The organism is Pseudomonas putida (genome assembly GCF_028682475.1).
In the GTDB taxonomy this organism is placed as follows: Bacteria; Pseudomonadota; Gammaproteobacteria; order Pseudomonadales; family Pseudomonadaceae; genus Aquipseudomonas; species Aquipseudomonas putida_AG.
Map to the genome: position 1 here is coordinate 74,532 of NZ_JANHLE010000008.1, position 18,177 is coordinate 92,708.

The window sequence follows — 18,177 nt, forward strand, 5'->3', positions numbered from 1 at the left end:
CGAATGTTTTACATTTAAAGTAAATACGACAGCCGCTGCTCTGCTGGAAGGACGTTGTAGATTTCAGAAACCACCTGCATCGTGGCCTCTTCGACCGTCCCTTCATTACGGCATAGGACCCAGCGGGGAATACTGCAGCCCCGATCTTGAGCAATGAGCAATTTTTTCCAATAACCGATGATGGCCAGCTGCTTTGATGGGCTCCTTTCCAAGGAGTACCACAATGAACAGGATTTTCTGGCCCCCTCGTCGGCAGCACGTTATTCGCACGGTTGAATTGCCCGTGCCTGGCACCCTGCCCCCCGCCGTGATTGAACAGATCGGCAACATCTTGATGCAGGTAGATGCATTGCGCAGCGTACAAAGCTGCAGCGTTGCCGAACAGCGCCTGGAGAATGAACTGAAAAAGTCCATCGCTAGCCGTTTGGCCTCGGTTTCCGCACACTTGCAAGACGCCGATTCAGCCCAGGCGGTTGGTTTCATTGCCGAAGGGCTGATGGGGGGTGATTCGTTCGCGGCCATGAGCCAGGCACTGGCAGGACTGGATGAACAGCAACTGGTCTGTCATGTGGGACCGCTGTCAACCTGGCTGGGCAAGTCGCGGGCGATGTTTTACTCGGCATTTTTCGGCACGCCGAACAGGTCCCTGCAGCGCGTGTCGGACTGTGTCGACGAGCATTTCAGCGAAGCCTTGGAGCGCCTGGCCAGCACGCTGGGCGCACCTTTGCAGGCACTGCCGCACTGCGCCTACAAAATCGTCGACCTGTTCGGGATTGCCGGTGAAGCGAACTACTTTCCCAAGCATTTCGCCTACTTCATGCCCGAAGACCAAGGGGTCAAGTACTCCCCCGTCAAGCGCACCATCGTGTTCAGTAATACCTACCGCAATCTCTACGACAAGATCGCCGTGGAGCAAGCCCCGCTGTTCAACTGGCAAGCCGCGGATCTGCCCGCGTCCGATGAGGTTGAGCGCTACCTGATCACCTGGTTCCGGGGTCACGATCTTGGCCACTCCGTCGTCTTGGCGCAAACCCGCTTCGGCCAGTTGAGCAAACATGACCGCTGGGGCTCGATGGTGATTCAGGAAGCGCTGGCCGACGTTTTCGGTTTCCTGCTCTGTGTCGATGAGCGTATCGCCAGCAGCCTGGCGCTGGAACCGGCGAAATTGATCCGCATGTACGTGCTGGAGTTGCTCCGTTACCTGCGCCGCGGGCCGCGGCAGTTCCCCGATGCCGGGTCGGCCTACATCCAGTTACGCCTTCTGCAGGACGCCGGGGTGATCGGTGGTACGCCAAACAGCGGTCTGACGGTCGACACTGACGGTTTTGTTGTGGCCATGCGCGCCCTCGCCCAGGACCTGATCAGCGCCGCTTTGACCGATGATCTGGAACAGTTCGAGCGGTTCATCGGGCAGTATTGTCCGCATCGCATCGAAGGCGATCTGCTGTTCGGCCTGAGCGGTTGCGACAGCACGCTCGGCTACACACAACACATTCTCGAAGGATCCTGCAATGCAGTTCACTAGCGGTTTTCTGCTGAGCCTTTCACTGTGCCTGGAGATCGGCCTGGCCAATATGGCGATGATCACCCTGGCGATGCACCGCGGTGTGGCGCAGGGTGTCTGGTTGGGGCTCGGGACCTGCGTCGGGGATCTGATCTATGCCATTCTGGCCATGGCCGGTATGGCCATCCTGCTACAGATCGAGTGGGTACGCTGGGTGCTGTGGATAGGCGGGTCGGCGGTGCTCTGTTATCTCACGCTGAAGATGCTGCTCAGTGCCCTCAAAGCCAGAGCGAGCGATGCTGACGCCGCCGGTAAACAATGGGGAGACAGCAATCTTGCGCTGTTTTCCCGCGGCATCATGCTGGCGATGTCCTCCCCCACGGCCATCCTCTGGTTCGCGGCGGTGGGCGGCGCGATCATTGCCCGGCAAGGTTCGGACATCGCCAGCGCCGGGCTATTTCTCAGCGGTTTTTTCGCCGCCGGGGTGTTCTGGGCTTTTGTCCTGTGCCTGCTGGCCTCCCAGGGCGGAAGGCTGTTGGGGCAGAATCTGATCAGGTACACCTACATCGCTTCGGCGTTGATCTTCGCTTACTTCGCGGTCTATGTGGTGGTGACCGGCTATGCCGAGTTTGTCGGCAATCCGACTGCGCCAAGCATTGAGCTGTAGCTTGACGGCGAGGCGCCCATCACTTTGCGAAACGCATTGCTCAGGTGGGCCTGGTCAAAGAACCCCAGGTCGACGGCGATACGTGCCGGCGCGTCGCCAAGGCGCAGACGCCGGCGCGCTTCGATCAGGCGCAACTGCTTGAAATATTGCATCGGGGGAAGGTTTTTCAGGGTCTTGAAGCTTCGCACCAGATGGAACCTGGACAGATTGGCTTCGACGCACAAGTCTTCAAGCTCGATCGTTTCGTACAGATTGGCCTTCATGAAACGGATCAAGTGTGCCACCCGCAATGGCTCGTCGGCAGTGTCTGGCGTGGTGCGAAAACGCGCCAGCTCACTGAACAGCACCAGCAACGCCTCGTCACGGCCGCTGGCGTCCAGCTGCTCATGCAGGTCGAGGATAGAACCGAACAGCGCACTGTCATGGATCACGCCCTCTTGAAACGTGGGCAATCCATTGGCGCTGGTGGTCTGGTCGAGAATGCTGCGCACCTGCTGTCCATCCAGATGCACGCTGATGAATTGCGCGCCCTCGCCGCAGAACTCCGATGCTTGCACGGTCATCGGGTTATACAGCGTCACTTGGCCCGCTGACACAGCTTGCTGCCTGCCGTTGAACCAGATCCGCTCCATCCCGCTGAGGTTCGCGCTGATCACATATTCTTCATGGGTATGCTTAGGGTAGCGGGCACCACTGGCATTGACCCTCGAGCATTCAATACGCTCAAAACGGGTCAGATTTTCCATTACCAACGTCATCGGCCTGCCTCCTTGCAGGAAAAAGGATGTGCCTGTCACATCCTCGAACAGCGGTCGATGTAGAGTGAAATGACATCGAACAGGTGGACCGTGAGGCAGGATGCATGCCAAGGAGGCTGTTCAGCTGCGTGGCAGATGCTCTAGAAGAACGCGGGACCCTGTTCCTGCGCGATGTGATGATGAGTGGCGGCGTTGATATGCCAGCTGCGATCTCGAGGTAGGCCTCGCATTGGACGGGCGACAATTGTGCAGTGGTCGGCGCGGGCGCCCCAAAGCGGGGCAAAATGCCTTGATGTGGCACTGTAGTCCCTCAACCGTTTGCAACGCCAATTCGCGCCTGTATATGCAAAAGAAAATTCTCGGGGAGCAAAACATTGCTCAGTGTATATCGCTGGCCCTGTTCTTTCAGGTCAATTATAAGCGTTTGAAAAAAAGGATTTCGGCGAACGCGGACCGAACGTATCCAGTCAAACTGGATCAGCTCTTGGCGATTATAATCATCGGCCTCATCACGAAACATCAACCCTTCTGGGATAATTGAGATGCTGACCTTATGATCGCGCTTCGCGAAAGAGTAAGTGACAAAAAGTATCACAGTTACCAATACCGACAGCCCTATCGGCCACAGGCCAAGATAATCCTGAAACTGAAGAGCCGGAAATAAAAGAAGAATCAACGTCACGACGGAGCTTCCACATGCCCAACTCATGACCCCCAAGGCAGTTTTCAAATTAAATGTGGCTTGCATGTCTTTTCCTTTTTAACGCCGGGATACCTTGGAGGCTACCGCCTTATAAAAACATTTCGGCGAGGTGCCATAAACCGAATAAGCACAGCCACCACTAAAAACGGACAACTTAGCAAAAATAATAATATGGGGAGAAAGATGCTATCCCAAATGCTATCGAGCATGGCGTGCCGAGGATTAACCGGGTCGTAGCGCACAGGTACCCGGTCACCAAGGTCATAGCCACTACTACAGACCGAGGCGCTGACCGTATATGACTGCTGATCCGCGGCCTGAAATTCGATTAACGCACAGAGAGACGTGCTGTTTCGTCCACTACCGCCATGGCCCGCGACAATCACCGTGCCTGTCGTTATTTCTGTCATCCGCGCCTGTCTCGCCAGCTGATCCTGTAGCACCCAGAAACTTACACCGCATAAAACCAAGGCGATGCCGCCGAGCGAGAGGGTTAAATACCATCTGTCCATGAAGGTCTCGTTAAACCCAGTTCTAGCTCTAGGCGTATGAGTGCAACACGCAAAAACCCACATCATCACCCCGAACCCACACGACAACACAACGTAAAACCATTCTTCAGCAGTAACAACCAGAAGCGCTTGCTCAGGATGCTCCGGCAAATAAAAAACTGTGACAGGATCACCTACCTTGTACCTCGATGAGGTGGTACATTGGCGCCCCTCCACGGTTACCGGGACTTGAGCAAGGGTATGAAAACGAACTCGCGGACACATACCGGCCTTTTTAAAACCCTCGCCCCTGTCCTTTTTAGAGAACGAGATTAAAGTCCCAACAGTTTCCTGCATTCCTTGTTTTTCTATTTCTCGTTGAACATGCAGTATGATGCCCAAGAAAATTAGCAGAGCCCCGAAAACCGCTAAAAACACTGTCAGTCGCGAATACCGAGGCTGGGGAAGTGATCTAGGTAACATAATCGCCTTTAAAGCTTCGCCCATGCTTTGCGCGAGGACGGCCGATGCCTGCCGGTACAACCCAAGAGGCCATAAGTTACATGGCCTGAAAGAAGATACCTATCAGACCAATCCGAAAGACTGCCAGGAAACATCTGAGGGCGTGTCTGACAGACTCTGCTCCTCTGCCCCTTCCCAGTATCTCAGCTGCCCGCCGGCAAAGCTTTTCGTGGGCGCCGTGTGCTCTTGGTCGGTGCCGCGCTACTGCCTGAGGCTAGCTGCTGACTTAGTGTGTCCGCCCGCGCCTGTGCTGCGGCTGCGTGCTCACGAGCCTTGACCAGTTCAGCCTGAGTGGTATGCAGCTGCTGCTGTAGGTCGTGCGTGTGCTGGCGTTTCTCGGCGTCAGCTTCACGCAACTGTTCTAACTGCATCACTAGTGCCTGAGCCTGCAGTTGCGCAGTTGCTTGCTGCTCATGTGCCTGCGCTAGGGCTGCTTGACTGGCCTGCGCGGCCTGCTGCATCGCGTAGAAGCGTCCGTTCGCTTCCTTGAGCTGCAAAGCCAGACTTTTACTTTCTTCTCGCGCGCGATCAATTTCGCGGAACCCCCGGTCTTCCACATCACGGGTATAACGCTCCTGAGCGAGACGCGCCTGCTCTGCTCCCGCCTGAGTCTCAGCCAGTTGCTGAGTTAAATCGATTGATTGCTGGCGCGCCTCGTCGCGTTGCTGCATCAGTTCCTCACGTTGCACACGTAGATCATCAATCTGCGCCAGGCGCTGGATCAACAGCTGCTCCAGGTCGGTCAGCCGGGTTTGCGCCGTCTGCCGCGCGGTATTGGCCTCAGCAGTCTGCTGGCGGGCACGCGCCACGTCTTGGCGCATCTGCTCTTGCGCTGTCGCCAGCTGTTCGCGCTCGTCGGCAAGCACCTGGCGTTGAGCCGCCAGCGATTGCTCCACTACACCTTGGGCCAAGGTGGTCGCCTGCTGCCACACCGCGACAAAGGCTTGCGCCACTTCTGCCGGCAGTCCCGGCAAGCGGGTCTCACCGCGCAAGCGCCCGGCCAATTGTTCCCACCACTGATCGAGCAACGCACCGACCCGCGCCGGACTGCCTCGGCCCAGCTCCAGGCGCACCCGTTCCACGGTAGGCCGTTCGCCACGGGCCAGCACCGCGTCCGCCGCGGCAAACACCTCATTTTCCGGTACGCCTACCGCCATGCCCTGCCCTCCGCTATATTAGGTCTGATAAATAAATGTTATCCGACCTTATAAATTCAAATATCGAAATATCATACGTTGAACGTAATAATTAATACACTTCCGCTAAACTGGTCCCCGAATGCTCCGCTGGCGTTGCACGGCCTGGCCGACAGCACCCGCGCTGCCGCGGAGGCCTTTATCGCTGCCGGCACTGCGGCCAACACCGTGCGCAGCTACCGCAGCGCCCTCGCCTACTGGGCCGGCTGGCTGCAGCTGCGCTACGGCCGGGCGCTCGGTGAAGGTGCCCTGCCCCCGGAAGTCGCGGTGCAGTTCGTCGTCGACCACCTGGCGCGCCCGGACGGGATTGGCGGCTGGAGCCAGTTATTGCCGACCGAGCTGGATGCCGCACTGGTCGGCGCCGGGGTCAAGGGCAAACCTGGGCCATTGGCGTTCAACACCGTCAGTCATCGCCTGGCGGTGCTGGCCAAGTGGCACCGCCTCAACGAGTGGGAGAATCCGTGCGAGGCCTCAGCGGTGAAAACCCTCTTGCGCGAGGCGCGCAAAGTGCAAACCCGCCAGGGCGTCACGCTACGCAAGAGAACCGCGGTCGTGCTGGAGCCGCTGCAGGCCATGCTCGCCACCTGCACTGACGGCATGCGCGGGATACGCGATCGCGCCCTGCTCCTGCTGGCCTGGAGTGGCGGTGGCCGGCGGCGCTCGGAAGTGATTGGCCTGCAGGTCGAAGACTTGCGTCGCCTGGATACCGATACCTGGCTGTATGCCCTCGGTGCGACCAAGACCGACACCGGCGGCGTACGCCGTGAGAAACCATTGCGCGGGCCTGCGGCGCAGGCACTAAACGCATGGCTGGCGGCGGCCCCGGCGAGCAGCGGCCCGCTGTTCCGTCGCTTGTACAAGGGCGGCCGGGTGGGCACGGTGGGCCTCTCCGGCGACCAGGTCGCGCGTATCGTCAAACGCCGTGCCCAACTGGCCGGGCTCGAGGGCGACTGGGCCGCGCACAGCCTGCGCTCAGGTTTTGTCACCGAAGCCGGGCGTCAGGGCGTGCCGCTGGGCGAGGTAATGGCAATGACTGAGCATCGCAGCGTGACCACGGTGATGGGCTATTTCCAGGCTGGGGCCTTGTTGGAGAGCCGCGCCAGTCAGCTGTTGGGGGAGTCGCCTTCTGCTGAAACGGTGCCTGAGGCCAGTTCCCAACCCGCGGAGTGAGCGGGCAGGCCTTTGCTACCTGACCCGCTGGGTGACGTCCTCGGGGTAGTAAGCGATATTCAGCACCCGCCGCTGCCCCATTAACTGTCCTTCTCCGTACCAGGTGATGTTGTCCTGACGTAGCACCATGCCGTCGGTGCTGTATTGGTATTCGGCACCATTGGCGGAGCTGAAGGCGAACCGTTGTTTATCCAGGCGTTTGAGCTCGAAATGGGTACCCGGCAGCGGCATTTGCTGCTTCACGCGTTTCAGAAAGGCTGGCGCCAGTTCGGCGAACAAGGCGCGGGTGCGCGCATGGTATTGCGCGTCGGTCAGCCCCGGGGACTGCTGCAGTTTTTGCGCGATCAGGGTGAAGTACTCGGCGTCGGTACGGGCCAGGGCCAAGCGCACCGCCATGACTTCGCTCAGGCGCGCCGTGTCAACCTGCAGCTTGCCATCGGCATCTTTTTTTCCAGTCATGAACTCACTGCCATCGAGCTGGATGAGCGGCGCAGTCGCCAGGTACGCGGCGCAGGCGATCTCCCGTCCCTTCTGGTTGTCATTGACCAGCAAGGCTGTAACGCCGCCTTTTCTGCTCAGATTTTCGATGGTTTCCCCGCTGTCGGTGACGAAGCGTTCAACTTCGGCGCGATCCACCTCGTTACGTGCCAGCCCGCAGATCTGCTGCATGACTGCGGGGTTGCGCTTGCCGTCGACCAGGGGTGTCATGCTGAATACCGCATTGCGAATGACTGGGAGTGCCGGGTAGTCGAGGTTGCCGAGGCTTTGCGCTTTCGGCGTGGCGCCCGCCTGTGCGGGCAGGTGGTCGACGCCATTGCAGCCGGCCAGCAGGCAGATCGGCAAAAGCAGGGTGGCCAGCCAGTTACGCTGGGTAATCATGGTGCGTTCCTCTCTGTAATCGGATGTCGCCACGTCGGCGGGTCGGGTATTGATCGGGTTCAGCATTCTCATTTTGAGCACCTCGCAACGGCCCGGCCGAAGCCGGGCCGGGGCAGCGACATTCACCACTGGTAACCGATGCCGACGGCCACGCCGGTATCGCCTTGGCTGGTGGTGCTGCCTTGCAGCTTGGTCACCCACTTGCCGTTGTCGGAAATCTTCGACACGCCGATCGCCAACGCACTTTGCCCGCGGTAGTTGCCAAGCCCTGCGGCAGCCATGCTGGCCCCCGCCGAGTAAGGCTGTGGCAGGGTGGCCATGGCCATGGCGCCGGCAATGCCCGAACTGAGGATGTCGTCCTGTTTCTTCAGGTCGTGGCGCAATGCGTTGTAGCGGGCGTCGGTGTAGTCATAGAACTGGTTGGAGATGTCGCCCATGCTCTGCTGCAGCTGCCTGACGTTCACGGCATCGGTCGGCGCCGTGCCGGCGGCCACATGGGTGATCTGCCGCTCGTTACCGGCGCTGCCGACGGAAACACTGTTGGCGCGCTCGGCCACCGAGTTGGCGCCCAGCGCGACCGAGTTGTCGGCCTGGGCCTGGGCATCGCTACCTACCGCCGTGGCATTGCGGCCACTGGCCCGCGTACGGGTGCCGATTGCCGCGCTGTTGGCGCCGGACGCCTGCGCCCCTGCTCCGCCGGCAACCGCGTCAGCACCTGTGGCGCGCGGCTTGGGTTGCTTGCTGGTGTTGTTCACCTGGAACATGCCGTCGGTGCCGTTCTGCACATTGCTCACATCGCCCTCGACCTGGACCACCCGGTTGTCCAGGTTGCTGACATTGGTGGTGACGTTGGCGATTTCGCTATTGACGTTGTGGATGGAATCGTCGGTGTACTGCTTGGATTCGGTTACCGCGCCGTCGAGCTGGCGCAGGTTGACCGCATCGGTGGCTTCCTTGCCATCGGCGACGTTGCTCAAGGTGCGTGTTTCACCGGTCGCGGCATTGCCCACCGAGACCGTCCCGACGCTGGCGTTGGCCGCGTTGGAGTACTTGCCGGTGTAGTTCTGCGCACCACGGCCGTTGTCGCTGGCGCCCTGCCCAAGGGCCACGCTGCCATCAGCCGTGGCACTGGCGCCCTCGCCCATGGCGATCGAACCGCTGCCGCTGGCCTGAGCGTTCGGACCGACGGCAACCGCGTCAACACCGCTGGCGACAGCATCGGGCCTGGTCGAGTTGGCGTGGAAGTACTTGATCCCGCCACCGTTGTTGATGGTGGTGATCGTACCGTCAATAGCGGTAACGCGGCCGTCGATGTTGGTGACCCGGGTGTTGGTCTCGTTGAGCTGAGACAGGTTCACCGCATCACTGTCGTCCTCGCCGCGAGCGACGTTGGTAATTTTGCTGCCGCCGCTTTTGCTCACGCTGTTATAGGTCGTACCGCCCAGCGTGATCCGGTTATGGGTGCTGTTGTCGTACATCACCGCATCCGCTACTGCACCGCTGGTGATGGCCTTGAGCTGGGCGACGTTGACCCCGTCGGTGTCGTCCGAGCCAGCCGACAGCCCGGTAAGGCGACGGTTGCCGATGTTGACTTCGCCGGTGGCCGTGCCGCCTACCAGGTAGGCCTGGTGACCCAGCGTGCTGCCATCGGCAACGGCGCCGGCACCCAGGGCGATGCTGCCATCATGGCTGGCGGTTGCGCCCGTGCCGATGGCGACAGCGTCCACGCCGCTGGCGGAAGAATCGGTGCCGGTGGAGTTGGCGTGGAAGTACTTGGTGCCCTGGTTGTAGATATTCTCGACATGATCGCCCAGATCGGTGACATCGCCCTGCAGGGTGGTGACGCTGCCTTCTACGTTGGTCACACGGCCGTCGAGCTGGGTGACGTTGGTAACCGTGGCGTCCAGCTGCTGGTTGGTGGCGTGCAGTTGCGATCCATTGATCGCGTCAGTGGAGATATCACTGATTTCACCGGCAGCGACATTAGTGATCTTCTGCGCATCACCCGTGCTGTGGCTGGCATCGTAAGCGCCCAGCATACCGTTCCACTGCAGCGCATCCTGCTGCAGGGCGAAGATGTTGGTGGTGTTCTGCACCACACGGCCATCAAGGTTGGTGATGGCATCGCCGACATTATTCACCGTCATGCCGTCAAGGCTGTAGCTTGGCGCCGAGATCGAACCGTCCGGGTTGACCGCTGAACCGCCGCCCATCACGTTGGCGGTGGAGTTGGCCAGGGTAAACAGCTGCGAACCGTTTATCGCATCGGTGGAGGTCTGGTTGACCGCTCCGCTGGCCACGTTATTGAGTACCTGCGCAGCACCCGGCGAGTACGCGTCGCCACCCGCTGCAATCAACGACAGTTGATCCGTGCCGGTGCGCTGCACCGGACCGATAGTGCCGTTGCTGATGTTGTTGGTGACGTTGTTGATCTGGGTGCTGTTCTGGTCCACTTGCTGGTTGGTCGCAGCCAGTTGCGAACCATTCACCGCGTCAAGGGAGCCTGGATTGATATCGCCTGCGGCGACATTGATGATCTTCTGGTTGCCCGCATCAATGCCACTGGTGGTCACGCTCGGGCCGCCGGCGATGGTCAGGCCGTTGCTGGCGATCCAGGTATCGCCGGTGGTCACCGAGTCGAGCACCAGGTTGTCGGCCATCTGCAACTGCAGTCTGCCACCGCCGTCCACTTCGGTCCTCAGGTTGTTGCCCGAGTAGCTCCCCGCTGTGAGCGCGGCACCTTCGATAGCGAAGGCATCGCCCAATTTCTTGTCCACCGAACCGGTGTTGCCAAGGAACGTAATCGGCGTGTTGCCCACGCTGCTCAGCTGCGCCACGTTCACCGCGTCGCTGTCCTGGCTGCCGGCAGCCAGGCCGGTGATCTGCCGGAACTGACCGCTGGCGGCATCACCGACGGCGATGGCACCCAGGGTGCTCTGGGTGGCGTTAATGGCATTGGCCTGCTGCGCAGTGGCGCCGCCGGGGACAAAACCGCCAGCGCCTGCGGCGGTAGCCGCCACCGAGCCTGCGCCCAAGGCCACGCTGTCCGGGGCCACGGCCTGCGCGCGGGTGCCCAGGGCCAGAGCATTCTGCTCGCTGGCCAGCGCATCGTTGCCAATCGCTACCGAATCCTGGCCAAGGGCCCGGGTGCCCATTTGAGTGCCTTGCGCATCAGTCGCAACATTACCGATGGCCAGTGAGTTGCTGCCATCGATCCGGTTGTTCAAGCCGATACGGCCGCCGTTGACGTACAGCTCGTTGCCCAGGGTCAGCGAATCGCTGCCTTGCGCCTGCGCGCCGCTGCCATAGAAAAGCGCGCGTCCGGTCTGGCCCGCCTTGTCACTGGCGTCGCAATTGCTGTTGTTGCCATCGTACTTCCAGCCCATGTCGCCGCTGACATCGGTGTCGTGGACGAAAACGCACGCCGAGTCGTTGCTGTCGTTGACGTACAAGCCTGCATTTCCTGAAACGGCGCGCTCCGTATCGGAACCCGCTGCGGCCTGCGCATCCATCCCGCTGAGCCCACTCAAGGCGCAGAGGCCAAGCACGGCCAGTGTGCGGCCGCGCTTGCCGGCGCTGCGGGCGTATTCAGAGGCTACACACCAGCACTGCTGGGTTCTGGACCACACAACACGATAAATCCTGTTCATGAGGGGCTCCCGCCAGGGCTGAACCCTGGGCTGAGTAGTAAAAAATAGGGGGTATGAATCAGCGTGCAGACAGCTGCAGGGCGCGGCTGGTCTGGATCAGCAGCGGGCGTTCGATTGCGGTGGGCCGCGACTGCTGGAGGGCGCGCTGGTAGGTGCGCAGCGCTCCACTGTGGTCTTGGCGGACGTAGTCGAGGTAACCACCGGCAAAGAGTCCGGCTTCGGTGCGCAGATCACGCTTCACTGCGTCGGGCGCTTGCAGTTCGTCAATGTCGGCAAACACAGCGGAGATGTCGGACTTGCCTTGATACAGCGCCAGCAACGCGCGCTGTGGCGCGGTGGCCGGCTGGATGGCCCGGGCTTGCTTCTGCAACCGGGCCCGGATGACCTCGGGCTTGACCCCGGCGTCGCTGGCAGTACGTGCCGCCAGCCACAGGCTCCAGAGGCCTGCGTAGCCTTTCACCTGGGCATTGGCAGCCTGCTGACGCAGCTGCTCGAAGGCTTTGCGCGACGCGTCGAAACGACCGAGTTCGGCCAGGTTCACCGCCGCCGGAACAGCGATCACCTGCGCCTGATCGCTACCTTTGAGGGCGTCATAGAACTGCCGAGCGCGCATGTGACGACCGTTGGCGTCTTCGATGAAAGCCTGTTCGGCTAGCGCACGGTTACCGCCCTGCCCTTGAGCACCCGCCTGCTGAAGCAGCGTCTGAGCGCCGATCAGATCACCTGCCAGCAGTCGCGCATGGGCCTGCAGCACCAGCGGCTGGGCCGCCACGCTGGAAGGCTGCGATGGTTGCACTGCACTGGAGGGACCGGCCAGGGTCACGTCAGCACTGAGGAGCAGGGCCAGGGCCAGCGCGCAAAGAGCGCCGGGGTGGCAGCGGGAGGAGCGGTGCGAGCAGCGGATCATGGTGGCAACTCCTGAAAGGATACGAGTTGCTCACATGCTATTGGGGCCCCTGCGCGAATGAACTCAGAGTCCTCCTGAAGCCGCCATCAGAGTTATTCCTCAATCGCTGACGGCGAACCTGCCTGGGGCAGGTTCAGTTCCAGCTCGATTGCCAGGCGTTGCTCATGGCTGCCGTGGACAAACTTTCCCTGCAGGTACTGCGCTACACGCTGGCAGTGGTTCAGGTCAATGATGCTCTGCGGCCCGGCCTGCCCAGACAGTTCCAGCCTCGCCTGCACCTGCCCCTGCCCGCGCACGCACATTTGCAGATTGATCCAGACCGGGTTGTCGGAGTCGACCTGAAACAGGCCGATGGCTGTCGTCATCCAGTCGCTGAAAGCCTCGGTGCCCAGCCATACCCACCGGGTATCGATGCGATGGATGCCGAACAGCGACTGCGGGTGGCCGATGAGGCAGCGACCAATGAAAGCGGGCAGGTCGCAGACCTGTACAGGCGGCGCGCCCGAGCCTTCCTGCAATAGGTACAGGCGCTGCAGCCGCTTCAGGCGATTGCTCAGGCTGGACAGTCCAGGGGTGGCGGGATGCAACGCCAGTGCAGTGACACACCCGGCCAGTTCGTTCAATGATGCTTCGTAGAAGTCTGCCTGTTGCTGTGCCTGAGCCTGGGCCGCGAGCCATCGATCGCGCAAGTTCACCAGCTGCCCTTCACTGTCGGTAATGTCCTGCAACCCGCCCAGCACACCACACGCATGCCCTTGGCTATCACGGTAGGGCACCATCCAGAAATGCATGACCCTTGCTTCGCCAAAAATTTCCACCCGAGTGGTGACTGCCATCGGGACGCCTTCAAGTGCAATGCGGGCAAAGCCTTCGGGAAGCATTTTGCGCACGGCCGGGGAAAACCAGCGGGCTTCGGCAAAACCCGAACCCAGGGCTTCCTCGGCCGTGATGCGGTAGTAATCGAGGAATTTCTGATTGCAAAACAGCAGGCGCCCTTCTGTCGTGCGCACGAACATGGGGTTGGGTGCGGCATCCACCAGATTGCGCAGCAGGCCCAGCTCCGCCGGAATCGCATCGGCGGTCAGCGCCCCCGCTGCAGGTTCCTGGCCCGCCACCAGGCCGTTGCGGCGAGCAATGTCGGCCAATTCCACGTTCGAGCTGACATGCAGCTTTTCCAGCAAGTGCGCCTTGTAGGTACTGACGGTTTTGAAACTGATGCTCAGCTCATCGGCAATGCGCAGGTTCGAGCGCCCTTCGGCGATCAATTGCAGCACGGCCGCCTCGCGTGGCGTCAGGTTATCCAGTTCGCTGCCACCGCCCGGTTGCATGTACTCACGGGCGAAATGCCCACGCCCCGCCAGTACATCAGCGATCGCCTTGCGCAGGCTGGTCATGTCCTCGAGTTTGCCGACAAAGCCACTGGCGCCCGCCTGGAAGCACAGCGGGGCAAAGTGCGCGGGGTTCTGGTGGCTATAGACCAGCACTTTCTGGCTGCCATCGCGGGCGCGCAGGCGGCGCAACAGGTCCAGCCCACCCGGCCCGGGCAAGGCCAGCTCCAGGATCACCAGTTGCGGATTGCTCTGGCGGGTCAAGGTCAGCGCTGTGGGTACGTCCGCCGCCTCCTCGACATCCGGGTGTCCCATGTCCGCCAACAGGTTGCGCAGCGCGCTACGCACGATCGGCATGGCGTCGGCAATGAGCACTGTAGCCATCAGATGTATTCCTGGCTCGTCCATTCAGTGCTCAAAGCATAGGTGATAGTCCTCCTGACATCCCCCGCCGATGCTAAGCGTGAATTTCGTCAGCCGAACCTTGAAGAACGCTATAGATCTCAGCAACCACCTGCATCGTAGCCTCTTCGACCGTTCCTTCATTACGGCATAGCACCCAGCCCTGATCCGCAACCGCTCGCTCGAACGCCTTGGTACTCGCGACATGTTCTTCAAGCCTATGCATCACCGTACTGCTCAACCCGCGCGTACGTGTCGCTGCCCTCGCCCATGAAATTTCAGGGTCGGTGACAACCCCGACATGCAGATCTGGCACTTGCACGTTTCGATCAATGTTCAGCTGAAGGATTTCCGCAAACGGGACCATTCGGCGAAACGCGGCGTCAGACGGATACCAGCGATCGATCAGAATGATGCAGTCAGATGGCTGTTTGGCCAGCACGTGTCGGGAAATCCAGGTACGGCTATCGGCAAAGCGCTCACAAACCCCCAACTCCAGATCCCGGTCGGGCGTTCTGGCGAGTTTGTTCACCAGGGCCATTGTTTCACCCCGGTAGGGATCGCTTTTTCTCTCGCAAAGCCGGATCACCTTTTTGTTGTCGGCCCTCAGTGCTTTGGTAACGGCCTCCAGCAGTGTGGTTTTGCCGGTGCCCTTGGGCCCATCCAGAGAAACAAACAGCGGACGATTCATTCTTCAAATGACGATTGATATGACATGGATGAGCACTCTAACCTAGTTTCTGGCTGACGGCTCTCAAAGTAACCCGACTGCGCCAGGCATCGAGTTGTAGCTCGACGGCGACGCGTGCTGGCGCGTCGCCAAGGCGCAGACAAGGTATGCAACCTTCCCGGCATTGCCCCTATCGCAAGTGCTTACCTTTGGTTTCCGGAGCCCAGAGAAGAGTCACCAGCAAGCCCAGTAGCGGGAACCCGGCCATCATGATCAAGGTCGTTGAGAAGCCGAACGCCTGCAATAGATGGGGAAGCAGGTACGTCACCCCCGCTGCCGATATCCGCGAGAACGCCGCAGAGAAGCCGATACCGGTTGCGCGGATATGCGTATCGAAAATCTCCGGCGGATAAACGAACTGGATGTTGTTGATGGCCGGCCCGATGAACATGTAGGTCGCAAACAGGCTGACCACAAACCAGGTCGGCGCGTGTGGAAACAGGCCCAGCAGCAGAAAGATCACCAGCACGGCTACAAACGTCCAGCTGACGAACCCGCGACGGGTCATACGGTGCACCATGAACACACCGAAGATAACGCCGACGATCTGAATGGCATTGAGCGACAGGTCAACCCGGTGGTCGCCATGCAGCCCCAGGGTTTCCAGCACCGGCACCATGAAAGTGAAGATGGCAAAGAACGGACCAACCTGACAGAACCAGAACAGGCCCGAGTAGAGACTTTGCCGCCAGGTGTCGCGCTTGAAGAGTTCGCACAGTGAAGCGCTTTTGGCACTGACATCGACATCCGGAATCGCGTATTGCGTGCCGAAATGTTTATCGACGATGGCTTGTGCCTCAGCGTCGCGGCCTTTGGCTTTCAGCCACATCGGCGTCTCTGGAAGAAACTGTCGAAAGAGGTAGACGATGATTGCCGGGATAACGCTTGATCCCAGCAACAGCCGCCAATTATCACCCTCGTAGAACGCGCCAATAATGAACGCTGCGGTGAAACCTATTTGCCAGGCAATGGTAAAACCGCCCAACAAGGCGCCACGGTTTTTTCGCCGCGAGAACTCCGCCAGGACAGTCGACCCGACCGCGTACTCGACCCCAATGGCCAGGCCCAGCAGCAGGCGGATGACCACGAGCTGCCAGATGTCCTGTACAAAAAACTGACAAACCGACAGAACGATGAACGCTGCCAGGTTCCAGGAGAACACGGGCCGGCGTCCGTAACGGTCGGCAAAGTTGCCAAATACCAGACCACCGATGAACACCCCGATCAATGCGCTGCAGGCAATCAGGCCCTGGCTCGTCGCCGTGAGCAGCAACTCCTGTTTAGCGAGCGCCAACGCTGGCCCGATGATGCCAAGGATATAACCATCCAGCGCCGCGCCGCCCAGACAGGCAATCGCCGCGATGATATGAATGGGCATCAGACGCGCCTCATCCAGCAAAACTCTACCGGAGGTATCCGTCGTTGCACGCGCGCCAGAAGCTATCGGCATTCCCATAAAAGCCTCCCAACCATCTCATAAATTTGCGCACCAAGAGCTCTCACAGTGCGCGTTGTTATTTTTGTAGGCGCAGGAACGTCCACGGTCGTGGCTGGCGACCCTGCATAATTTACGATTAGTCCATCAGGAACAGGGCTGTACGGTACCGACGAAGGTTTATTCGTCGGTCAAACGTATTAAGCCTGAGGCATTGCGATAACCGCTTCGATCTCTACTTTGGCGCCTTTTGGCAGCGCCTTGACCTCACAACAAGCACGTGCCGGATAAGGGGCCGAAAAGAACCCGGCATACACTTCGTTTACACGGGCGAAGTCATTGAGGTCGGTTAATAGAACTGTCGTCTTGACTGCATTGGACAATGCCGTACCGGCCCGATGAGCGATTGCCGCAATGTTCTCAAGGCATTGCCGTGCTTGCTCGGCCGCATCATCGCAGCAGAACTGGCCGGTTGCAGGAACAATGGGCAGTTGGCCTGAAACAAACAGCAGATTATCTACCTTGATCGCCTGGGAGTAAGGCCCGACAGCGCTGGGTGCATGGGGGGAGGAAACTTCAGAAATCATGTCAAAGTCCGTCGTGAGGGTTTTTATTGTATTAATCAGTGTTTGGACAAAAGGCGCTGGCCTGGTACTGCTAGGCCAGAGATAACTGGTCAGTTTCGCCATCCAGAAACGCTTCAATACGCTGGTACCACGGGGCGATGTCGAGGTTGTTGCGCTCCAGCCACTGCGCGTTGTAATAAGTATCGGCATAGCGATCACCGCTATCGCAGATCAATGTCACCAGCGAGCCTGGTTCGCCGCGGCGAATCATTTCGCTGGCAATACACAACAACCCAAAGAAGTTGGTGCCTGTCGATCCGCCTACGCGCCGGAACAAACGCTCCGACAGCACATGCGCAGCCGCAATCGAGGCCGCATCCGGGACCTTGAACATGCGATCGATCACGCCAGGAATGAATGAAGGCTCCACCCGCGGGCGGCCGATGCCCTCAACCCTGGAAGGATCAGCACAGGTGGTCGACATGTCACCGGTTTCCCAGGCCTTGCAGAACGCGGAGTTCTCCACATCGACAACGCACAGGCGGGTGTCAAAGCCGCGGTAGCGGATATAGCGGCCAATGGTGGCCGAGGTTCCGCCGGTACCTGCGCTCATCACCACCCATGTCGGCTGGGGGTGCTGCTCACATTCCATCTGGTTGAAAATACTTTGGGCAATATTGTTGTTGCCGCGCCAGTCGGTTGCACGTTCCGCGTAGGTGAACTGGTCCAGGTAGTAGCCGCCCGTCTGCTCCGCAATCTGCGCGGCGACGCGATAGACTTCGCCAGGGTGTTCGACGAACTCGCAGACGCCACCGAAACGGCGAATGGCGGCGATCTTCGCTTCACTGGTGCTCTTGGGCATCACGGCAATGAACGGCAAGCCCAGCAACCTGGCGAAATAGGCTTCCGACACCGCCGTAGAACCGGATGAAGCCTCCACCAGCGTCGTGCCTTTGCTGATACGCCCATTACAAATGCCATAGAGAAACAGCGAGCGCGCCAGCCTGTGTTTCAGGCTGCCGGTCGGATGGGTGCTTTCGTCCTTCAGATACACCGAGATATTTGCCAGGCCCGGAAACGTCGGCTTGATCAGGTGCGTGTCAGCCGAGCGGTGGCCATCGCCCTCCAGCAAGCGAACGGCACTGCGGGCCCAATCGAGATCGACCGAGACCGGGTGTAGAGGTTGCGTTATTGTTGTAATGCCCATATCAAAGATTCCAGGTACGCCGAAGTAAGTGGGTGCGCCCACGACGATGCGCGGGATGGCCA

15 protein-coding genes and 1 pseudogene are annotated in these 18,177 nt (G+C 60.1%); 3 read left to right on the forward strand and 13 right to left on the reverse strand.

Annotation, left to right across the window (positions count from 1 at the left end):
- Positions 1–223: 223 nt before the first annotated feature.
- Both NPS47_RS09315 and NPS47_RS09320 read left to right on the forward strand, forming a co-directional pair.
- Positions 224–1,525 (forward strand): hypothetical protein, encoded by a 1,302-nt coding sequence (locus NPS47_RS09315; RefSeq protein WP_274294699.1) that lies wholly within the window; start codon positions 224–226, stop codon positions 1,523–1,525.
- Positions 1,512–2,171: a LysE family translocator gene (locus NPS47_RS09320; RefSeq protein WP_274294700.1), complete on the forward strand. Its 660-nt coding sequence runs from the start codon at positions 1,512–1,514 to the stop codon at positions 2,169–2,171. The genes NPS47_RS09315 and NPS47_RS09320 overlap by 14 nt, the downstream gene beginning before the upstream one ends.
- Here NPS47_RS09320 and NPS47_RS09325 read toward each other — a convergent pair.
- The 5 genes and pseudogenes from NPS47_RS09325 to NPS47_RS09340 all read right to left on the reverse strand — a co-directional run bounded on the left by NPS47_RS09325 (position 2,123) and on the right by NPS47_RS09340 (position 5,802).
- Positions 2,123–2,929, reverse strand: a complete 807-nt coding sequence (locus NPS47_RS09325; protein WP_274294701.1) for an AraC family transcriptional regulator — start codon at positions 2,927–2,929, stop codon at positions 2,123–2,125. The genes NPS47_RS09320 and NPS47_RS09325 overlap by 49 nt on opposite strands.
- Positions 2,930–3,239: 310 nt before the next feature.
- Complete coding sequence (locus NPS47_RS09330; RefSeq protein ID WP_274294702.1) at positions 3,240–3,677, reverse strand: hypothetical protein; 438 nt, start codon at positions 3,675–3,677, stop codon at positions 3,240–3,242.
- A gap of 35 nt (positions 3,678–3,712) precedes the next feature.
- Entirely contained in the window at positions 3,713–4,144 is a 432-nt protein-coding gene (locus tag NPS47_RS09335) for a DUF3592 domain-containing protein (protein WP_274294703.1), read from the reverse strand.
- A gap of 129 nt (positions 4,145–4,273) precedes the next feature.
- Positions 4,274–4,630: pseudogene (locus tag NPS47_RS25680) on the reverse strand (DUF3592 domain-containing protein); the annotation flags it as partial.
- A 158-nt stretch (positions 4,631–4,788) separates the two neighbouring features.
- Positions 4,789–5,802, reverse strand: coding sequence for a DNA-binding protein (locus NPS47_RS09340; protein ID WP_274294704.1), 1,014 nt, complete (start codon positions 5,800–5,802; stop codon positions 4,789–4,791).
- A gap of 87 nt (positions 5,803–5,889) precedes the next feature.
- Between NPS47_RS09340 and NPS47_RS09345 the strand changes: the two genes are divergently transcribed.
- Positions 5,890–7,011, forward strand: coding sequence for a site-specific integrase (locus tag NPS47_RS09345; RefSeq protein WP_274294804.1), 1,122 nt, complete (start codon positions 5,890–5,892; stop codon positions 7,009–7,011).
- Between the two features lie 15 nt (positions 7,012–7,026).
- Here the strand turns inward: NPS47_RS09345 and NPS47_RS09350 are convergent, their stop codons facing one another.
- From NPS47_RS09350 to NPS47_RS09385, 8 genes are all read right to left on the reverse strand, one after another.
- A complete protein-coding gene (locus tag NPS47_RS09350; RefSeq protein WP_274294705.1) occupies positions 7,027–7,962 on the reverse strand; it encodes a hypothetical protein in 936 nt (311 codons plus the stop codon).
- Positions 7,963–8,012: 50 nt separating this feature from the next.
- A complete protein-coding gene (locus NPS47_RS09355; RefSeq protein WP_274294706.1) occupies positions 8,013–11,540 on the reverse strand; it encodes a YadA-like family protein in 3,528 nt (1,175 codons plus the stop codon).
- Between the two features lie 58 nt (positions 11,541–11,598).
- A complete protein-coding gene (locus tag NPS47_RS09360) occupies positions 11,599–12,447 on the reverse strand; it encodes a hypothetical protein (protein WP_274294707.1) in 849 nt (282 codons plus the stop codon).
- A gap of 92 nt (positions 12,448–12,539) precedes the next feature.
- The gene (locus NPS47_RS09365; protein WP_274294708.1) at positions 12,540–14,159 is read right to left on the reverse strand and encodes a response regulator; all 1,620 of its coding nucleotides are present in this window, start codon (positions 14,157–14,159) and stop codon (positions 12,540–12,542) included.
- A gap of 73 nt (positions 14,160–14,232) precedes the next feature.
- Positions 14,233–14,868 carry a dTMP kinase gene (locus NPS47_RS09370; protein WP_274294709.1) on the reverse strand — a complete coding sequence of 212 codons (636 nt, stop codon included), beginning with the start codon at positions 14,866–14,868 and terminating at the stop codon, positions 14,233–14,235.
- A gap of 169 nt (positions 14,869–15,037) precedes the next feature.
- A complete protein-coding gene (locus NPS47_RS09375; RefSeq protein ID WP_274294710.1) occupies positions 15,038–16,285 on the reverse strand; it encodes an MFS transporter in 1,248 nt (415 codons plus the stop codon).
- Between the two features lie 257 nt (positions 16,286–16,542).
- A complete protein-coding gene (locus NPS47_RS09380) occupies positions 16,543–16,929 on the reverse strand; it encodes a RidA family protein (protein WP_274294711.1) in 387 nt (128 codons plus the stop codon).
- A gap of 70 nt (positions 16,930–16,999) precedes the next feature.
- Positions 17,000–18,115, reverse strand: coding sequence for a PLP-dependent cysteine synthase family protein (locus tag NPS47_RS09385; RefSeq protein WP_425313490.1), 1,116 nt, complete (start codon positions 18,113–18,115; stop codon positions 17,000–17,002).
- Positions 18,116–18,177: the final 62 nt, after the last annotated feature.